Source organism: Vulcanisaeta sp. (assembly GCF_049966235.1).
Lineage (GTDB): Archaea > Thermoproteota > Thermoprotei > Thermoproteales > Thermocladiaceae > Vulcanisaeta > Vulcanisaeta moutnovskia.
The window spans coordinates 1-19,481 of sequence record NZ_JBMFVA010000024.1 but is presented as its reverse complement, the minus strand read 5'-3'; the positions used below and the strand labels follow the sequence as shown (position 1 = coordinate 19,481).

Here is a 19,481-nt window from a genome sequence, read left to right as displayed (position 1 = left end):
GCCGTTGCTACTTGTATGGCGTCAGCCTGATAAATGTGATATTTCTCGATTATTGCCCATGCACTCTTTAGTATCGATAATTTAATTGGTATAACCATAAGTACACCTAATTTAATTAGTCTTAGGGTTTCTCTTATGAATCGTAGTTTAGCGGTTTTATACTCATCATCAGTTATTAACTTCCTCATTCTCGCCCTATCAAGGACCCCTAATACCTCTCCTATGTTCCATGCATTGAATACTAATTTTACACTACCCGTATAGGAACTTAGATAAAGTGATTTTACATAATCACTGCCGGGTTCAGAAATGTACCTCTTTACTATGGCACTACTATCCAGATAAATCACTCTCTCTTTCATCCCTCATCTCCCTCACGAGACCACTCACTGGTTCCCTGGGCTTAATCGGTTCAAAATCAAGCTCTGGATTGGTCTCCTCGGGTATTAGCGTATTAAGCTCAATCATCAGCTCCTCTTTAATTAACTCCTCCAGCAATTCGCTAGCGTCTAAACCCTGCTCCGCAGCATGCTTCTTAAACTCCCTCCATAATTCCTCATCGATATAGATACTAGTCTTTATCTTGCCCATATCTTCCTTATTGACTTAAAGGAGTAAATAAGTTTTTCTGTAAATACTTAATTAATCCATTTAGTCAAGCATTCCTAAATTACCAAGGCGTTAAGACTTATTTACCTGTGATTAGGACCATTATTGTGAGGGTTGCCATTACATTGGCTGTGCTAGCCCTTGTGGTTACTATAGTTATACTTGGCGTTTCTGCATTAACGGCGGGTAGCCTCAGTAAGTACGTTAGTGCCAATATTTATCAAACAGGTAGTGGGTATTACTTGGTCTTCACGATTCATAATCCATTACCACTACCAGTGATAATAACGATAATGCAGGGTGGCTTATCAAGGAGCATTTATATTGAGCCCTATGGCTTTGGAAACCTAACAATGCCCATCACCTCATTAACTCTCCCAATAAATATAACCGTGTCAATACCTGGAATTGCTAATATTACAAATACGGTGACCCCATCATGAGGATTAGGGATAGGTTAATAGGCGGCGTCTTCAATGCAATTACCGACCTACTCTTCCTAATACTTATGCTAATACTCTACTCATTACTCAGCTCCTACCTATCCCACATCGCGCCAAACATACCCAGCCTAATCAGTGAGTACCTAGTGCTCATCGTGGCCTTCGCCATACTTGCCTTCCTCAAAGGAGTATTGTCAGGCCACGTGCTCGTTTACCCAGTCATACTTGGTGAGGCCGTGTTAATCACGGCCATCTTCCTATCAATACCAACGGTCATAGCCATTCACGGCATCGTAGTTAACGTTAGCCCCCTCATTTACTTCTTATGGGCTATAGATATGTCGTGGATAGTCTACTCATTGATTAGCCAGTTCAACAATACATTGATGGATCCCTGAATTACTGCAGAGAGCTTTCTATCTTAACTGCTAGGTCCTTAACAAGCTTGCTCATTAGGAATTGGGTAGCTCTCTCCCTGGCATTGTTGCCCATCCTATCCCTCTCGTCGGGATGATCAAGAAGTCTCTCCACGGCTTTAGCAGCGCCCTCAATGTCGTCTGGGCCATTAACATGAATACCATCAACGCCATCCCTAACAACCCACTTCTGTCCGTAGATTGCTGATGTGATTACGGGGACGCCACCATACATGAACTCAAGCTGTGTTAATCCAAGGGCCTCCATCTTACTCATTATTATGTTCACGTAGGCCTCCTTGATCAACTTCTTCTTATCCTCAACACTCAACTCGCCAGTCAAGGTAACATTACTGAGACCTTTAGATTCCCTAACGACCTCATCCCACTGATCGCCAGGTTTACCAGCAATTACAAAGTGAACATCCCTCCTATGCCTAAGCAACTTAGCCGCATGGACAACAGCGAGTGGGTTCTTCCTCTCCTCAACCGTGCCCAGGTAAGCCACTATCTTAACGTTATCCGGTATCCTATACTTAACCCTGAAATCGCTTGAATCAACAAGGCCTAGGTCCGAGACCTCGTCATCATCAATGCCGCCGGGAAATATATACACTTGCTCAGGCCTTGCACCCATCCTAACCATCTCCTCACCCTCAATAGGCGTTACACAGAGAATGAGGTTCGCAGCCTTAAAAATCTCGGGAAACGCCATGTGATTCCAGGTAAGCCTATACGTCCTCTCAACAACATCATACCTGGTAGGGTCGGGTGGTTGGTAATGACTCATGTGCGCAAAGAACACATCACCACCCTCCAGGCCGAAGGTTATGAGCATCCTCCTCCACATAACGTATTTGGCGGTGTCCTCAGGCCCATTCCAAAGGGTCGAATGCGTTATAAGGGAGTTTATACCGAAGTTCTCATTAATCCTCCTGAGCACATCCACGAAATTCTTAAACATGATACGCCTCGGAGGCCACTTCGCCATGTAACTATCAACCCTAATAGTCGGTAGGCCAATGGCTTGATCCTTCTCCTGAAACACATAACCCTCAAGCGAAGTCTCCACGGTCCTTCTCCTAACAACCTCATTACCGTCATGGTAAATACTCGTTATTAGGTAAGCCTCATAACCAAGTCTAAGGAACCACTTAACCATCCTCTGGGCCACTAACTCCTGCCCCTTAGATTCACTCGTCTGGTACATTATTACACCAACTATAGGTTTACCCACCACCCCCACCCTTTTCCTCACTTCTACGTTGTCCGCCCCATTCACTCTCAAGAAGTCTCCTTAATGGTTCGCGGAGTGGTACTGCGAGCACAAGTCCGATGGCTATCCCAAGCCCTATGGCAACTGCCCAGGCGAGGCCTTGGGCGAATATGTAGAGTATCGTCACGTTAACCTTCATTACGCTTAGGGCTATTGTTATGACCATGTAGTAGAGTATGAACCTGAAGGCATCGCCCACGAAGTTTAGGAGCGTCTGTGAGTACTGATCATTGGTTGGGTAACTACGCTTGAAGTAGTCGCTTATCCAATCAACCATTATTAGGCCAATTACTAGGATTATAACGCCAGAAACTAGGTACGGCAGGTATGACAACACACTTCTGGATGTGTCGTAGAGGAAGGCGAGGTTTGGGCTTACGTACGAGAGCTCAAGCAATGCGTAGAATATGGCAGCGATGTATATGACCCATTTAACGAATAAACCAAGGAAGTCACCGGCAGTATAGCCACTCCTAAGTAGTGCCCTACCAATGGATGTCTTCCTAAAGAAGGCATCAAGGCCAGTGGTATAGGCTATCTTCTTTATTAGTATCTCAACCAGTCTACCAACTACATAACCAACAATCATTATAACCACAGCCGCCAACACGGTGTAGAATATGTACTGTGGTATGAATCCGAAGATTTCCGAAGACGTGGTGGTAGGAGTAACAGTTGAGTTAGAAGTACTCATTATTAAAAGCACTGCATTAACGCTCTTCTTTTAAGGTTTCTACTCTATCAAGCCGTAACTTACTTATTTATTACCATTCATTGTTTAAATAGAACAATAATAGAAAGAGAGATTCTATTTATTTTAATTTTTAGGTACTACCGGTTAAGTACTTCGAAGCCCTCTTAATGGCTCTAATTATGTTGACATAACCAGTACAACGGCAGATATTCTTTATGCTTAGTTTCATAACATCCTCATCAGCCGCCGGATCAATGTTTGTGAGGTAGTCATGAGTAACCATCATGAAACCATGAGTACAATAACCACACTGCATGGCGTACTCCTCAAGGAACGCCCTCTGTATTGGGTGTAGTTCCATACCCTTACTCAAGCCCCTTATTGTGGTTACTGAATGCCCCGAAACCCTGACCACTGGTACCATGCATGACTTGACAGCCCTACCATCAACAAGCACAGTACATGCACCGCACTTACCCTCATCACAACCCCTCCTAACCTCCTTAAAACCATGTCTTCTCAGGAAGTCGAGAAGCAGTAGCCTCGGCTCTACCAGGTCCTCGATCCACTGCCCATTAACATTAACCCTAACCTTAACGAGTTCACCGACGTACTCAACACCATCCCTAAACTCCCACCTAATAAAGTCCTCCCTAGTGGGTGTCTTTAGGTATTGCATTGAACCATTAGCTATACTCATCAATGCCTTGGTCAATAGGTTCCTGGCAACCCTAACCTTGTAATCACTAGGTGCGTGGGTGTCCTCAAGGGGCTTAGCATCTATTGATGAGAATATTGAATTAACAATATCACTTACCCTAGCCCCAACCTCCTTAATCCCAAGGCCATTTAGGTGACCACTCACCAAAACAGGCTCTGGGTAAACCGCGCCTATTGCTATCCTGGAGTCCGTAATGATGCCATCCCTCTCCTGATAAGTAACTGTAACTATCACGCTTGGGAATGAGGCGCCACCCCTCCTAAAGAATTCATAAACACCCCTCAAGCCACTCAATGGTATCTTGACCTCGGTAATTACCTCATTCTGCTTCAAATCAGTTATATAAGGCCCCTTATACAGGTCTGAAACCTTAATCGTCCTCTCCGTACCAACACCCCTTATCACCACCTCGGCATCCAGGGCAATCAGGGCTGGGTAGTAATTAGCCGCTGGATCAGCATGGGCTATGCTACCACCTATTGTGCCCAGATTCCTAACTTGGATATCCGCTATGTGCCAGGCCGATTCACTAAGTATCTTCGCATACTCATTCACTAGTTTATTCATTGCAATGTCACCATGCGTCGTCAAAGCACCAATCCTTAGGTGATTACCATCAACTCTAACGTACCTAAGTTCATTAATACCAAGTATATCAACTAGGTACTTAACCTCAGTCATCCTGAGCTTGAGCATTGGCATAAGACTCATACCACCAGCAAGCACCTTGGCATCACCACCATACTCATTAAGTAGCTTCAACGCCTCATCAATTGTTGAAGCCCTAACGTACTTAAATCCCCTGGGAAAACCGAGTGAGTAGGCCATACCCATCACCCTTCAATAGCCCTCATAATCTTATACGGCCTCAATGGCAGGTCAGTCACTGCCTTACCAATTATTGATGCTAGGGCATTGACAATTGCCGCTGGTACACCCATCATTACGCCCTCACCAACACCATGAGCACCAGAAACAAGGTGCTTGGTCGGTGTTTCAAAGTGTATGAATTCCATGTCAATACCCACGGCTTCAGCGAGCGTTGGTGATTCATAAATATCAAGGCTAGTTGTTACTGGATTACCCTGATCATCATACATCAACTCCTCATACAACGTGAGGGCAAGCCCATGCATTAAACCACCCATTAACTGCCCATCAACGAATTCCCTCTTCAATACCCTACCTGCATCGTGGGCTATAACGTACTTCCTAACCTTAATGTCATACGTAGCTGGGTCAAGCTCTATAACCGCTAATTGCGCCTGTATTGCATACGTTGCTGAGGAGTTTATCCTATCACCCTCGGCAGCCTTAACGGTTGGTGGTTGATAAAACACTGTGGCGCTTAACGATGCATCTAGACCCTCAGGTAGCGAGCCTGGGTCCCAATTAATTGATGATGCCATCCTCCTAATATCAATCCTCCTACTTGGGTTGTTTATGTCGTAGAATTGACCATTCTCATAACCAACCTTATCCGTGCCAAGTATTACCATGGCAAGCCTAGTTAATTTATCCTTCAACTGCCTAGCGGCAAGTATCGCGGCACTAACCACTATTGGTGCGAACCTGGATGAGTAGGAACCATCGGATAATGCCCACGTCCTCGTGGTATCAACCCTATTCTCAACAAAGACAATTGACGGATCAACACCAAACTCTGAAGCAATGACCTCAGCGAGTGTTGTCTCATGACCAAGCCCCTCATTCGTACCATTAACGAAGACCCTAATGTAACCACTCATGTCAATACTTACAGATACGTACGAACCAGAACCGGAGTGCGGATACTTACGCTTACTGGGCTCAATCGCAAGGTCTGTATAGCCTAGATTCGTGCCTGCGGGTTCAACGAGGATAGCAATACCAACACCAATGTTTGGGTTTTTCCTCCTCTCCTCAAGCCAACGCCTATATTCAAGCTCTATGGCCCTGACTACCCTCTCGTAGTCCTGCCTTGGGTATAAGCCGCCAGTGACGGTCTCGTAGAAGTACTCATCACCAATCTTCTTCGGAAACTCCCTAATGAGATTCTTAATTCTAAGTTCAAGTGGGTCTATGCCCAATTCACGGGCAACCTCATTAACGGCAACCTCAAGCATGTAGTAAAATGGTGGTCCGCCATAAGCCCTGTTCAAACCTGAGGGTAACTTATTAGTGACTACTACGTGGTCCTCAACCTCAATGGCCCTAACGTCATATGCACCATTCATGTTTCCATGAACCCTAAACAAAACACCGGGATCGGGAGGCCTTGGGTATGCACCAACATCCTCATAAAACCTAAACCTAAAACCCTGTATTAAGCCATCCCTAGTGGCCGCGACCTCCACAACGCCCTTCCTAGCACCACCCGAGCTACTACTGACGAAATGCTCCGTCCTACTCTCAACCCACTTAACAGGCTTACCGCTTAGTATTGATGCGGCTGCGACTAGGGCTATATATGGATATAGCATATACTTGGAGCCAAAACTGCCGCCAATGTCCCTAGGGCCAAATAACCTAAGGCTACCTGTTGGTAGTCCCAGCGCCCTCGTTATGAAGTACGATATTAACATTGGTCCCTGAACATTAGCCCAAACATTTAACTCACCACCAACGTAGTGGGCAAGAACCCCATAAGTCTCTAAGGGCATTGCATTATACTTCTGGTAATAAAACTCGCGCTTTACAATCACGGGAGCCTCAGAGAACACCTTATCCACAGACCCAAACTTCATGTGCCTATACATGGCTATGTTTGACTTTAACTCCTCATGAACAAGAACATCACCCTTCAATGCATCATCAAGCGTAAGAACAGGTTTTAATGGTTCGAAATCCACCTGGACATAATCAAGAAGATCCACAGCCCTGTATGGGTCGTCAGTTAGTACGATGGCTATCGGCTCACCGACGAAACGAGCCTTACCCTGAGCGAATGGGTAATACTTAATCGGTACATCTACGGCGAGTGGGAATGGGTTTGGTATTACCTTAGCCAAGTCAACAGGACCGTAGGCAATACCCCCATGCTCAAAGACACCGCTTAAATCAACCTTTAGTATTCGTGCATGGGCATAGGGGCTTCTGTAAATTGCCATATAAAGCGTGCCTGGTGGTGTGGGTGTATCATCAATGTACTCAGTAGAACCAGTCACTGCACGTAGACCCTCTCGATAGTGAGGCAATTTACTCATTAATCATTAGTGTTGGGGATTGGTTATTAAAGTATTAAGTTAGTGATCCTATAGAGACTCAGTGACGCTGAGGGTATTCATATATAGAGTACCTCAGGATGACCCAAGAAAGAATACAGCCATTAAACTGGCTAGGTTTGGATTCGCACAGTTAGTCAGTAGTGCCAGGTATTTACCTAGGGGCTCAGTACTTCTTGACCCAACGGCTAAGTCACCATTAACACCGAGTGATAGGGATACTGCCGTGCATAGGGGTTTATCATTAATAGACTGTTCCTGGAAGAGGGTCACTGAGACGCATAATAGATTTGCTAGGGATTATTTCATTAGAAGGCGATTACCACTACTCATAGCGGTTAATCCAACGCATTATGGTAAGCCATACATACTGAGCACTATTGAGGCCGTGGCTGCTGCACTATACATAATGGGCTTCAGGAATGAAGCAATTGAAGCTTTAAGGCTGTATAAGTGGGGTCTCAACTTCATTAATGTTAATTTGAATTACCTGGAGAGGTATGCCATTGGTGATTTATCGCCGGAGAGGGAGTTGTTGGGTATTGATGATGTGGATTATGGATTGTCCCAGCTAATGAGGGCGTTGACTGGTAATGAGTAGGGGCTATCTCCTGCCCCTGGCGTATAGGCATACATCCCTCAGTGGGCATTTATTGCATAATGGATCAGTTGGTAGGCAGTATTTCTTGCCTATCGTGATTATGGACGCGTGGATTAACTTATATGTATATAGGTCCCTGGGCAGTAGGCCCTCAAGGAATTCCTTCCACATGTCATAATTATCACCAAGTTTAAGGCCCAACAACCTACTGAATACGCGCTTTGTGTATTGTGATATGGGCATTGTTGGTATATTAAGTGCAAAGAGCATTATTGAGTCCGCGGTCTCCCTACCAACGCCCTCCTGGTTAAGCAGGAAATTCCTAACATCACCCCTAAGTCTTAACTTCCCTAAGCCACCTATCATGGTTACGTTCTTCGCAAACTTAACAAGTCTCTGGGCCTTGGTGAACCTGTAATTAACGCCCTTAATAACCTCGGCAAGGTAATTAGGATCAGTATTAGCAATAACCTCAAGCTTATTAAGACTAAGCCTCCTAAGTCTGTTGAGTACTTCGTGAACCACGTCCCAACGCGTCTGCTGCACAAGCATTGCCGTGATGACAACCTCATCAGGCGTCTCAGCACCGCCCCACCACCTGGTTGACTCAGCATCCACTGGGTACCAACCAACACTCTCCAATTCATCCTTCATTTTCCTAAAAATTTCAATTAACCTATTCACAGTCTCGTTCATGACTAGGCATAATACCTAAGAATAAGTTTATTAATAAAGTAAACCCGCGCAACGTGTAATGAGCTCCAGAGGTAGGAGACCAGTAAGGCGTAGTCCACTGCCTGGTTATAAGGCTTGTAGGAATTGTAAGGCCATAGTACCTGAGGATGTTGATAAGTGCCCAGTGTGTGGTGGCACTGACTTCACTAAGGATTGGATGGGCCTAATAATAATACTGAAGCCTGAGGAGTCCTGTATTGCCAAGAGGCTTGGTATTACGAAGGCAGGAATGTACGCCATTGAGGTCCTATAAGTAATTACCTAAGGATTTAATACTTATTAAGGGGTTTCTCACGCCATCATTGGATGTCAATACCAACACCGCAATTACCAGAGGGCGTTGAGGCAGGAAAGCTTGTGCTTAAGTTACTTAATATTAGGGAGAATAAGGTGTTTGGTCGTAAGGAGGTGAGTGCCGAGGCGTGGCACGTGGGCCTACCAACACCGAGTAGGCTTCAGTTACGTGAGGAGATAGCGAAGGCTATGGGTGTTGATGTTAATCAGGTTTATGTTGTGAGGGTAATTACTGAGTACGGCAGGCACAGGAGCACCATAGAGGCTCATGTATATGACGACCTAAGTACTGGCGAGAAGATCGAACCGCTCTACGTAAAGCTTAGGAACATACCCAAGGAGGAAGCCAAGAAGATACGTGAGGAAATGAAAAAGAAGAAGACAGAAAAGAAGAAGGCCGCCGCCAAGAAGTGATGAGGGATTCATTAAGGTAAATTTATACCTATAGTCAATAGTTTTTTAAGTAAATCACGGGGTGAGTAAGTGGTATCTTTATGGATTTTAGGGAAGTGCCGATTAATGAATGCCCAATTAAGTACCTGGACACACTGCACCTATTACTATTCATACTTTATAGGAGAACTGAATTCTGCAAAAACCTAGGCCTTAATTGCATGGATTTACCAGTACTTGCCACAACGCCATTGGTGGCTAGGAATTGCGATAGGAATGATGTTCATAAGTTCTTTAGGCGTATGAGGAGGATTGTGGAGAGGCTTGGTAATGAAATAGAGATATTTAGGCTGGGTAGGTTAAGTGCCTCATTGTCAATAGAGTTTGGTACGGGTAGTATTAGGGTTTATGATGCTTACATCGTCGATGATAATGATTGTGATAAGGTGCAGTGCATCACTGTGAATAACGTAACCACGCTATACATGAGATTAGTCATTAAGTTAAGCGACAAAAACCTGGTGGTACTGAATGTGCCTGACATGATTGTTTGGCTTGCCAAGGTGTATGGCATGGATACCGTGTACAGTGCATTAAACATGATACATAATTATGTCGAGAATGGAATCTTTACTGATGACCTTGATAAGGTATTAGAGATAGTGAGCAAGTGGGGTGTGAGTATTAGTAAGGATTCCTTCATTAACGCCACACTACCAGGTAGAAGAAACCTAGTGATTTTGAAGGAAATACTTAGCGCGAGTGCTTAGTTACTCACTACGTCCAAGCAGTCTCTCGGTGAACCACGGCACCAATGAATTCTTAATGGCCGTTAATACTGTCCCCAACCTACCATGTATTAACTCATGGATTAAAAAGCCAAGCCTGCTGTAGTACTTCACGTATGCCCACTGAAGCATTTTTTGCGCTTGTTCCTTTGTGAATCTGTAACCCTTCATGACTGCTCTCAAGGTCGTCCAGTGCTCCCAGTTCCAATCCTCAATTAAGTTATCATTAAGTGCTTGTTGGTAGAGTGGCGTTCCTGGGTATGGTGTAGCCACTGTGAATTGGGCATAGGTTGGGTTTAACTTCATGGCGAATTTAATGGTGTTCTTCATATCATTAATTGATTCCCATGGGAATCCTATTACGAAGGAGCCCACGTGATCAATACCTATTTCCTTAGCCCATTGAAATACCTTAACCGCTTGCTCAAGGGTTATCCTCTTACCAATTTTATTAATTGTTTCCTGACTTCCGGACTCAACGCCGAAGTACAATGCAGTGCATCCATGGCTCTTGAGTGCAGTCATCATCTCCTTATCTATCGTATCAACCCTAGAACCACAGGAGAAGTTTATGTCGAGTTTCCTCTCCCTAAGCTCCTTGAGGAAGTCATAAACGAACCTCTTACCCAGGGTGAACTCATCATCCGTGAACACGATTATGTTGGTCTTATATGTATTCATGGCGTCCTCAATCTCATCAGCCACGGCCTTAGCGGACCTATACCTAACCATCCTACCCCAGAAGTATGATGTTGAGCAGAAGGAACAACCATATGGGCATCCCCTACTAGCCATCACATGTACTATCCTAATTGGTTTACCGAATATGGTGTACTTATCCATTGGTAGTAAATGACGGGCTGGTGGTGGTAATTCATCAAGGTTCCTAACTGGCGGCCTATCCGGTGTCCTTATGACCTGATCACCATCTTTAAACGCCAACCCCCTTATTGCCCTTAAATGCATTGGATCTAGGCCATGCCCCTCAATTGCATTTACAAGTTCAAGCGTTGTGTACTCACCCTCACCCCTAACAACAACATCAACACCATTATTCAGCGCCTCCTCATACATAAACGTTACATGCGGACCACCCATCATTATGGGTATGTCACTATCATACTCCCTAATTGCCTTGACTGCGTCATACGCCTTATAAACGGTTGGTGTTATTGCCGTTAAACCAACAATGTCCGGTTGCCAGGACTTAACCTCATTAATGAATGTCTTCAAGTCAATGCCCTCAGTTGGTGAGTCAATAATCCTAACCTTATGACCAGCCCTCTCAAGTACGGCAGCGATCCAGGCAAGACCGAGTGGCGGAGCCTTTAGTCCAAGCACCTTATACAGCTCCAGTTTATCAATGCCCGGTGGAACCGCAAGCAGAACCTTCACACTCATCACCTCACTTAAAGACCAGTGGTGACACCTTCACCTTAATCCTCAGCATATCCTCCTGCAACTTCTTCCACTCAGCCGAATTGTATATGCATCCTGGGTCTGGCGCGAGGACATCACCGAAGTAATTATACGCCCTGGCCCTACAACCACCACAGATCAACTTATACGGGCACTTACCACAGAATCCCTCAAGCCTATCCCTATCCCTGAAGTTCTCCATGAATGGGTCCATCCAAATATTCCAGAAGGACTTGGTCCTAAGGTTACCCACTGGGTATGGCAGGAAGACACAGGGTGTTAATGTACCCTCAGGCTCAATAGCTGCGTAAACACGACCAGCGCCACAGCCACCGATAAACTCTGTTAACTCCCTGGTTACCGGGTCATTGGCAACCACGAAGTGTGTTGGTGAAACGTCCTCACCATTACTTAATTGATTAACAACCCTACCGTACTGGGGCGCTGTGCTTATGATCTCCATCTTCCTCCTCTTCATCTCCTTATAAATATGCCTAAGGAACTCCTCCCTCTCCTCAGGCGATAAGTCAATCTCCAAGTTCTCACGACCTCTACCAACAGGCACAAAGTTGAAGAACACAACCCTCTTGACACCGATTTCCTGGGCTAGATCGAGTATCTTATCAACCTCATTAATATTGTACTTAGTCACAGTGAATGCCAAGGCCGCACTAAAGCCGAGTTTAACAGCATTCTCAAGACCCCTCACGGCCTTAGCCCATGCACCTGGTACGCCCCTGAACTTATCATGAACGCCGGGATCAGCGGCATCAATACTTATCTCAACGTACCTAAGCCCAAGCTTCTTAGCCCTCTCAGCAAATTCTAGGTTTGCGAATGTCGTTCCATTAGTCGCGATGGCTGGGTAGAAACCCCTCCTACCTATCTCGGCAAGCACGGGCCAGAAGTCCCTGTGAACCGTTGGCTCGCCGCCTGACAACGCAATTGCCGGCACACCGGCCTCATCAAGCTCCTTAACAACCCTAAGCTTCTCATCAAGTGTTAACTCATTGGGTAATGGCCTACCTGCATTCTGATAACAATGAATACACCTTAGGTTGCAGGCGTTTGTGAAGTTCCAGACTATGAAGAATGGGGCAGGGAGCTTCTGCGGCGTTGTGACACCGAATAGGGCTATGCCCCTTAACGTAGTCACAATGCCCCTCCTAATCGCTGGATCACTCAGTAACTCCTTAATTGGTTCCTCATCTGCGTGTAGCCAGGCCGTGGCCAGTTTAATGCCCATTTCGAAGAATGGAGCTACGAAGTGAGCCACCGTTGGGCATTGGGACTCACCAGCGTACTTAGCCAATACCCACTCCATTAATGGTTTCTTCTCACCATTGAACTCAACCTCCTTTGTTAACGCCCTCAATGCCCACCTAACAATACCCCTATTCAATAACCTAATTGCGGCTATTAATGCACCAGTACCATTTCCTGAATTCTCCATCTTTCTCTCAATGGCCTTATCAATATTTTCACCTAGTGATGACATACGGTAATATCTTTTTAGATATCAAGTTAAGTCTGTTTATTCGAAATGCGTCGTAAACCCTTCATGTGGTTTTTCGAAAGAGCAATCTCTTTTCATTATTATCAGTCAGGATAGAGCGTCATCATTCAATTCATTTGGATTCATCCTCATCACCACCAAAAAGAGGCTGTAATTAGTTTAATATTTAATCAATGACTAATAAGTCTATGTAGCGTTAATACTTAATAAGGCATATGTCTAAGCTTTGACCCCGTGGGAATCAAGTTCGATGTAGTAATTGTTGGAGGCGGACCAGCAGGACTTACCGCAGCCCAGCAATTAGCCAGTAGGGGGTTTAAGGTGCTGGTTATTGAGAGAGGTAAGAAGCCAGGTAGTAAGAATGTCTATGGTGGCAGGATTTACGCCCACGTCCTAGATAGACTATACCCAGAGTACATTAAGGAGGCCCCTGTGGAGCGCTGGGTTAGAAGGGAGAGAATAACAATGATGACCGAGGACTCCTGGACAACGATAGACTTCGAGACAACTAAGGTTGAGCATAAGTCCTTCACCGCATACCTAACAAACTTCGTTGAGTGGCTCGATAAGAAGGCAGAGTCTGCCGGTGCCGTTGTTGTTTCCGAGGTCCCAGTTGACTCATTAATAATTAAGGATGGGAGGGTTGTCGGTGTTAGGGCTGGTAATGATGAGGTTTATGGTGACGTAACGATAATTGCCGAGGGAATAAACAGGCTCGTCCTAGAGAGGAGTGGTTTAGCCCCTAAGCTAAACCCTGAGTTGGTGGCTCTCGGTGCTAAGGAGGTCATTAAGTTGAGTAGGGAGGAGATTAATGAGAGGTTTAACCTGGATGAGGATGAGGGATTGGCGTGGGTCGCGGCTGGATTCCCAACGCGCTACCTACCTGGTGGTGCATTTATATATACCAATAAGGAGGCAATTACCCTGGGAATAGTCCTTTACCTAAGTTATGGTTATCAACTGGACATGCCTGTCCATGACCTGGTCGAGGAGTTTAGGCTACACCCAATGATAAAGAGGTTGCTTAAGGGTGGTCAACTCCTTGAGTATTCGGCACATCTAACGCCTGTCGCCGGTATTAATGCAGCACCGCCTAAGTTATACGGTAATGGCTACCTAATAGTTGGGGATGCGGCAGGCTTCCTACTGCACCTGGGCATAATAATTAGGGGTGTTGATTTCGCCATGGAGAGTGGTAGGTTGGCTGCGGAGGCCATTACAAAGGCTCATGAATTGGGTAAGTATGATGAGGATGCCTTGTCTGTTTATGGTAAGTTACTTGAGGAATCCTTCGTACTTAAGGAGCTTAAGACCTTTAGGAATGCACACAAGGTTTTAATAGAGCCAAGTCTGTATAATGACTACGTGAAGATGCTAAACAACATATTAAGGAGGTACTTCGAGGTTGATGGAACACCAAAGAGACTAGGCGCAACGTTCCTTGAAGGCAAGGGTAAATTAACACTCATTGATTTAGCAAAGGATGCTGTTAAGTTGGTGATGAACCTATGAGCCTCGATAGGAAAATAACAATTGAGGAAAGGTTAAACACCAATGCCTGGGATGTCGACCAGAGACCTCACATTAGGATAATAGACCCTGATCAATGCAGGAAGTGCGATAAGAAGCCCTGCCTATACCTATGCCCAGCAAGGTGCTACACGCCAGGCCCAGACGGTACTGTGATGTTCTCACACGAGGGCTGCCTAGAATGCGGTACATGCCGCATAGTCTGTCCAGAGAACAATATTGAGTGGAATTACCCCAAGAGCGGCTTCGGTGTTCAGTATAGGTTTGGTTAAGTTTAGGGCTTGGGTAAAAATAATGCAATAAACCAAGTCTTTATTATTTATTGTTAATACCCATGCCGTAGTGATCCCACTTGAATCGTTGATGAGGTACTATATATGCTTGAATAAAACTATATATGTCAAAGGCTAGAAATGCATATTAAGTCAAATGATTAACTCAATACGATGGGTGGATTAACGATAATAGTTCCTGTGAAGGCAGCTGTACCTAACGTAACAGCTGTTAGGCTTGACCCAGTGACCCATAATCTCGTGCGTGAGGGAGTACCACTAATGCTTAATCCGTATGATAGGAATGCCCTTGAATTCGCCCTTAGACTTAAGGATAAGTATGGCGGTAAGGTAATAACACTATCAATGGCTCCACCAAGTGGTAAGGACTTCCTCGAGTCAACAATAGGCATGGGAGCAGATGAAGCATACCTAGTCACAGACAGAGCATTTGCCGGGGCTGATACATTGGCAACCTCATACACCGTAGCAAGGGGCATACAGAGGTTATTCCCTAACTTCGACTTAATAATATTTGGTGAGGAGACCACGGACTCATCAACAGCTCACATGCCCGCCCAAGTAGCCTCCTGGCTCAGTCTACCTTATGTTTATTACGCAGTTGATGCTGAGGTTAAGCTTGAGGATAGGTTAATCATTGTTAATAGGTATCTTGAGGATGAGGGCGTTTATGAGACTTACGAGTACAGAATGCCAATAATAATTAGTGTTTATAGGAATAGTAATCCACCGAGGGACATAAGCCTTGTTAGGAAAGTTGAGGCTAAGCTAAATGGCTTAGTAAAGAGTGTTGATAATAACACATTAAAGCTCGAGAGAGAGTGCGTGGGCCTTAGGGGTTCACCAACAATAGTATCTAAGATTGAGGATGCGAAACCAGTCGAGAGGAAGAAGCAGATATTCAAGGGTGATCCAAGGGAGGCAGCCAAGTGGTTACTGGATAACCTAACTAAGGAGGGGGTGATCAAGCCATGAGCACTGCACAAGCCCAACAAAAGATTTGTAGTGAGTGGAATCCAGTAAATAAGAACGAGTATAGGGGTATTTGGGTCTATATTGAGTATGTAAACGGCACTATTAAGGATGGCAGCCTGCAATTAATTGGTAAGGCCAGGGAGTTGGCCAGTAAGATTAACACGGATGTAACGGCTGTAATGCTCGGTAGTGGCCTCGGTGATTCTGTTAAGGAACCCATTTACTACGGTGCAGATAGGGTAATCTATATTGACCACCCGGCTCTGGTTAAGTACGTACCACATATTTACGCTAACGTAATTGTTCAATTAGCAAATAAGTATAAACCCGAGATAATACTATTCGCAGCTACAAAGAGGGGCAGGGAATTGGCACCCTACGTTGCCAATTCACTAAGAGCTGGCATCACGGCAGACTGCACAGAGCTTGATGTTGACCCCAAGACCAGGGATTTAGATCAGGTAAGGCCTACATACGGTGGCAACATACTCGCGCACATAAGGACACCAACAAGGAGACCACAACTCGCCAGTGTTAGACCCAACGTATTCCCAACACCACCTAGGGACACGAGTAGAAAGGGTGAGGTGATTGAGGAGACTGTAGAGTCATTACCCAGCATTAATGGGCAGGGTTTGATTGAGGTAAGGCCTGTGGTTAAGGGTGAGGAATTACCACCGGTTGAGAAGGCCGACACGGTGGTTATTGCTGGGCGCGGTGTTGGTAGTGCTGATGGTGTTAAGTTACTCACAGAACTCGCTAAACTGATTGGCGGTACGATTGGCGGTACTAAGAAGGCTGTGGATGCTGGTTGGTTACCCGCCGATAGGCAGGTTGGGCAGACCGGCAAGACAATAAGGCCAACACTATACATTGGTGTTGGTGTTAGTGGCGCTATTCAACATGTATTTGGTATGAAGGAGTCCAAGGTAATAGTGGCAATAAACAGTGACCCCAACGCACCAATATTCCAGTACGTGGATTATGGAATAGTTGGTGATTATAGGGATGTCGTAAGAGAATTAATTGAGTTGTTAAGAAGCGCTAAAAAGTAGGATTAAGTTAGGTCATTTATTTCTAATAATTGATAAATACATTCCTAGAACCTCCCTAGCTAACTCACGCTTATGCACTGGACCAATCCTCCTAATTACACCATTCCTACCAATTACTATTACTTCATCCTTCTCCGTACCAAAACCCCTATCCTTACCCACCAAGTGAGCCAGTGCCAGGTCCCAATCACCCTCACTAGCCCTCTTCATTGTCTTTGCAATCAACTCCTCCTCTGTGATCCCGACCTCGGCCTTGTAGGCTATTAGGAATGTACCTGACGAGAATTTCTTTAGATCCCTAGCTATCTTAGGCGCTTGAATAAGCTCAATAACCACCTTATCCAGGTCACTACTTAATTTACCGCTTACCCTATCCTTAACATAGAAGTCAAGTGGTGCTGCCGTGAGTATTGCCAAGTCATAATGCCGCTTACTAACCAGCTTAATTGCCGTTTCATACATCTCAAGGACGCTCTCGACTTTATAAACCTCAATGCCAGGTGGATCATTAATACTCACGGGGCCTTCAATTAACGTGACCCTGGCACCCCTAGCCATCGCTTCCCTGGCGAAGTGGTAGCCCGTTAAGCCACTGCTTGGTGTGGTTATGTATTTAGTGGCATCAATGTACTCATGGGTTGGTCCTGATGTAATGAGCACGGATAAGCCATTCATGTCCCTCGGTGATAATAGGTCAATTACCGAGTCAACAATCTCCTGATTAGGCGCCAACTTAGCCTTACCCTCCTCAATCACAGGCTCTACAAGGCGTATACCCATACTCCTTAACTTCTCGATGTTGGCCTTGACGATTGCATTCCTCCACATGGACTCATTCATTGCGGGAACAAGCAATAGTGGTACTCCCGAGCCTAATGCTGTCATTGCACATAGGGTTACTGAAGTATCACTAATCCCATTAGCCACCTTACCAATGGTATTCGCAGTAGCTGGTAGCAAAACCACGGCATTGACTGTTGTGCATATGTTAACATGCTCCGCATAACCACTCAATTCCACATAGACGGGATTACCCGTTGCCCACTCCATAACCCTAGGGCCAAGTAGCTTACTCGCTTCCCTGCTCATGAATGTCATCACGTCAGCGCCATGCCTAATTAATTCCCTGGCAATGTCCGGGACTCTATAAATTGAGATGCCACCGGTTAAGGCCAGGACAATCCTCTTACCACGCAGTAAGTTGCTCCTTGAACTCCTGATTAACTCTATGTCTTCCCTAAAGGACACGATTACTGAGTGGCCACTGATTATTAAGTTGTTCAGACCATGCGATTCCAATCACTATTCATGGCCCGACCGCCTCATCATCAGTGAAGCAGTGGGTAAACCCGTATTTAAGTCTATGGTGCATAAAGAAATAGAAAGAATATAAACAACAGCACTTAGACTTTTGATTTAATTTCAATTATTAATTAAGTCTCAACCACAAAACAAATAGGTACTAAGTATTCCGTGAAGTTTCACGTGAGTTTCACAATTCAGTTCCACAAAAGACCTTAAAAATCATTAAGTCATGGTAATGCTGATGACATTCACAGAGGAAATTAGGGTTGGTAGGAGAGGTTTACCAATAAATGAGCTCCCATACATGATGAGGATATACATAAATAATCAAGTATTGATACCGGCAAACCTAGTCAGGTCTCTAGGACTTGATAGGGTTAGGTATGCTGACATAATCATGGAGTATAATGGACAAAAAATAGAGCTAGGCAATGTTAGGTTATTGAAGACTAGGCATACCGACTCAAGGCAATTCACAATACCAAGGGAGGTCAGGGAGAGGTACGGCATTAAACCATTTGATGAGGTAATAATTCACATGATAATACCGAGACAAAAGGCAATGATTAACGCGGCATTAGAGGATTAATTCAAATTAATTAATATACCTTAAATTCAAGCTACGCGAATAAGCAATGTCGTGAGAGTAGTTTCAATAAGCACACCCAAGGTACATTAATACATTGAAATTGGATCCAGAGGTAAACGGTTAAGAGTTTGGGCCTGTTTGGTACCTATCGGATGGTACAGGAGACCACAAATGTCATGGAGGTACGGGATTAGTAGGGATTGATTCGTGAGGTTCATTCTATTATTGCGCCGTATATTGTGTCGATGCCCAGTTGCCTAGCCCTTTCCAGGGCTTCCCTATCGATGTTCACGGCAACCATCAGCGTCTTCTCAGCCCTCTTGTTAAGAATCCTTTCAATAATCCTAGCCTTCTCGAACAACCACTCAACATCCTCGAGATCAGCATGCGACTTAACCTCGATTAGGTACAACTTATCGTTATGGACGTACACGTCAACCTCAAGCTTAGCGCCGGGCCTATAGTACCTGCCATCAACATCGATGTATGCGAACTTCTCAACCTTACCTGGCTCAATACCCCTCTCCTCGAGTGCGTGCCTATAGAGCTCTAAGACCGTCCTCTCCAGGTCACGATCCCACCTCCTGCCCAGAGAACCCATGGCGACCTTAGGCTCACCAACAGAC

Annotated in this window: 22 protein-coding genes; 11 read left to right on the top strand and 11 right to left on the bottom strand. The window is 45.1% G+C overall.

What is annotated here, in order from left to right:
• Together ACP5L5_RS10395 and ACP5L5_RS10390 are read right to left on the bottom strand one after the other, a co-directional pair.
• A partial coding sequence (locus tag ACP5L5_RS10395; RefSeq protein WP_428763591.1) for a type II toxin-antitoxin system VapC family toxin occupies positions 1-362 on the bottom strand: 362 nt, incomplete at its 3' end.
• Positions 334-591: a ribbon-helix-helix protein, CopG family gene (locus ACP5L5_RS10390; protein WP_428763590.1), complete on the bottom strand. Its 258-nt coding sequence runs from the start codon at positions 589-591 to the stop codon at positions 334-336. The genes ACP5L5_RS10395 and ACP5L5_RS10390, both read right to left, overlap by 29 nt.
• Positions 592-716: 125 nt before the next feature.
• Between ACP5L5_RS10390 and ACP5L5_RS10385 the strand changes: the two genes are divergently transcribed.
• A complete protein-coding gene (locus ACP5L5_RS10385) occupies positions 717-1,052 on the top strand; it encodes a hypothetical protein (RefSeq protein WP_428763588.1) in 336 nt (111 codons plus the stop codon).
• Positions 1,049-1,450, top strand: coding sequence for a hypothetical protein (locus ACP5L5_RS10380; RefSeq protein ID WP_428763587.1), 402 nt, complete (start codon positions 1,049-1,051; stop codon positions 1,448-1,450). The genes ACP5L5_RS10385 and ACP5L5_RS10380 overlap by 4 nt, the downstream gene beginning before the upstream one ends.
• A 1-nt stretch (position 1,451) precedes the next feature.
• Here ACP5L5_RS10380 and ACP5L5_RS10375 read toward each other — a convergent pair whose 3' ends face one another.
• The 4 genes from ACP5L5_RS10375 to ACP5L5_RS10360 all read right to left on the bottom strand — a co-directional run bounded on the left by ACP5L5_RS10375 (position 1,452) and on the right by ACP5L5_RS10360 (position 7,344).
• A complete protein-coding gene (locus ACP5L5_RS10375) occupies positions 1,452-2,705 on the bottom strand; it encodes a glycosyltransferase (RefSeq protein ID WP_428763585.1) in 1,254 nt (417 codons plus the stop codon).
• On the bottom strand, positions 2,698-3,438 hold the full coding sequence (locus tag ACP5L5_RS10370; protein ID WP_428763583.1) for a mechanosensitive ion channel family protein: 741 nt from the start codon (positions 3,436-3,438) through the stop codon (positions 2,698-2,700). The genes ACP5L5_RS10375 and ACP5L5_RS10370 overlap by 8 nt, the downstream gene beginning before the upstream one ends.
• Positions 3,439-3,568: 130 nt before the next feature.
• Positions 3,569-4,993 carry an FAD binding domain-containing protein gene (locus ACP5L5_RS10365; RefSeq protein WP_428763581.1) on the bottom strand — a complete coding sequence of 475 codons (1,425 nt, stop codon included), beginning with the start codon at positions 4,991-4,993 and terminating at the stop codon, positions 3,569-3,571.
• The gene (locus ACP5L5_RS10360) at positions 4,993-7,344 is read right to left on the bottom strand and encodes a xanthine dehydrogenase family protein molybdopterin-binding subunit (RefSeq protein WP_428763580.1); all 2,352 of its coding nucleotides are present in this window, start codon (positions 7,342-7,344) and stop codon (positions 4,993-4,995) included. The genes ACP5L5_RS10365 and ACP5L5_RS10360 overlap by 1 nt, the downstream gene beginning before the upstream one ends.
• 61 nt (positions 7,345-7,405) lie before the next feature.
• Here ACP5L5_RS10360 and ACP5L5_RS10355 point away from each other — a divergent pair, with 61 nt between their 5' ends.
• Positions 7,406-7,963, top strand: a complete 558-nt coding sequence (locus ACP5L5_RS10355) for a DUF367 family protein (protein ID WP_428763578.1) — start codon at positions 7,406-7,408, stop codon at positions 7,961-7,963.
• A 3-nt stretch (positions 7,964-7,966) separates the two neighbouring features.
• On the opposite strand, the gene ACP5L5_RS10350 is transcribed toward ACP5L5_RS10355, so the two are convergent.
• On the bottom strand, positions 7,967-8,659 hold the full coding sequence (locus tag ACP5L5_RS10350) for an endonuclease III domain-containing protein (RefSeq protein WP_428763577.1): 693 nt from the start codon (positions 8,657-8,659) through the stop codon (positions 7,967-7,969).
• Positions 8,660-8,717: 58 nt separating this feature from the next.
• Here ACP5L5_RS10350 and spt4 point away from each other — a divergent pair, with 58 nt between their 5' ends.
• The 3 genes from spt4 to ACP5L5_RS10335 all read left to right on the top strand — a co-directional run bounded on the left by spt4 (position 8,718) and on the right by ACP5L5_RS10335 (position 10,155).
• Positions 8,718-8,951, top strand: a complete 234-nt coding sequence (gene spt4 / locus ACP5L5_RS10345) for a transcription elongation factor subunit Spt4 (protein WP_013604495.1) — start codon at positions 8,718-8,720, stop codon at positions 8,949-8,951.
• 53 nt (positions 8,952-9,004) lie between these two features.
• Entirely contained in the window at positions 9,005-9,406 is a 402-nt protein-coding gene (locus tag ACP5L5_RS10340) for a 30S ribosomal protein S24e (protein ID WP_428763575.1), read from the top strand.
• Positions 9,407-9,486: 80 nt separating this feature from the next.
• The gene (locus ACP5L5_RS10335) at positions 9,487-10,155 is read left to right on the top strand and encodes a hypothetical protein (RefSeq protein ID WP_428763574.1); all 669 of its coding nucleotides are present in this window, start codon (positions 9,487-9,489) and stop codon (positions 10,153-10,155) included.
• On the opposite strand, the gene ACP5L5_RS10330 is transcribed toward ACP5L5_RS10335, so the two are convergent.
• Together ACP5L5_RS10330 and ACP5L5_RS10325 are read right to left on the bottom strand one after the other, a co-directional pair.
• Complete coding sequence (locus ACP5L5_RS10330) at positions 10,156-11,574, bottom strand: B12-binding domain-containing radical SAM protein (RefSeq protein ID WP_428763572.1); 1,419 nt, start codon at positions 11,572-11,574, stop codon at positions 10,156-10,158. It lies immediately after the preceding gene.
• Between the two features lie 4 nt (positions 11,575-11,578).
• The gene (locus ACP5L5_RS10325; protein ID WP_428763570.1) at positions 11,579-13,090 is read right to left on the bottom strand and encodes a radical SAM protein; all 1,512 of its coding nucleotides are present in this window, start codon (positions 13,088-13,090) and stop codon (positions 11,579-11,581) included.
• Positions 13,091-13,342: 252 nt separating this feature from the next.
• On the opposite strand from ACP5L5_RS10325, the gene ACP5L5_RS10320 reads away from it, so the two are divergent.
• The 4 genes from ACP5L5_RS10320 to ACP5L5_RS10305 all read left to right on the top strand — a co-directional run bounded on the left by ACP5L5_RS10320 (position 13,343) and on the right by ACP5L5_RS10305 (position 16,961).
• A complete protein-coding gene (locus ACP5L5_RS10320) occupies positions 13,343-14,620 on the top strand; it encodes an FAD-dependent oxidoreductase (RefSeq protein WP_428763568.1) in 1,278 nt (425 codons plus the stop codon).
• Positions 14,617-14,910: a ferredoxin family protein gene (locus ACP5L5_RS10315; RefSeq protein WP_013604501.1), complete on the top strand. Its 294-nt coding sequence runs from the start codon at positions 14,617-14,619 to the stop codon at positions 14,908-14,910. Before ACP5L5_RS10320 ends, ACP5L5_RS10315 begins: the two co-directional genes overlap by 4 nt.
• 174 nt (positions 14,911-15,084) lie before the next feature.
• A complete protein-coding gene (locus tag ACP5L5_RS10310; protein ID WP_428763567.1) occupies positions 15,085-15,906 on the top strand; it encodes an electron transfer flavoprotein subunit beta/FixA family protein in 822 nt (273 codons plus the stop codon).
• A complete protein-coding gene (locus ACP5L5_RS10305; protein ID WP_428763566.1) occupies positions 15,903-16,961 on the top strand; it encodes an electron transfer flavoprotein subunit alpha/FixB family protein in 1,059 nt (352 codons plus the stop codon). The genes ACP5L5_RS10310 and ACP5L5_RS10305 overlap by 4 nt, the downstream gene beginning before the upstream one ends.
• Positions 16,962-16,973: 12 nt before the next feature.
• Here the strand turns inward: ACP5L5_RS10305 and coaBC are convergent, their stop codons facing one another.
• A complete protein-coding gene (gene coaBC, locus ACP5L5_RS10300) occupies positions 16,974-18,209 on the bottom strand; it encodes a bifunctional phosphopantothenoylcysteine decarboxylase/phosphopantothenate--cysteine ligase CoaBC (protein ID WP_428763564.1) in 1,236 nt (411 codons plus the stop codon).
• Between the two features lie 298 nt (positions 18,210-18,507).
• Between coaBC and ACP5L5_RS10295 the strand changes: the two genes are divergently transcribed.
• A complete protein-coding gene (locus ACP5L5_RS10295; RefSeq protein WP_428763562.1) occupies positions 18,508-18,855 on the top strand; it encodes an AbrB/MazE/SpoVT family DNA-binding domain-containing protein in 348 nt (115 codons plus the stop codon).
• Between the two features lie 214 nt (positions 18,856-19,069).
• On the opposite strand, the gene ACP5L5_RS10290 is transcribed toward ACP5L5_RS10295, so the two are convergent.
• On the bottom strand, positions 19,070-19,481 hold a 412-nt coding region (locus ACP5L5_RS10290), incomplete at its 5' end, for a DUF3782 domain-containing protein (RefSeq protein ID WP_428763560.1).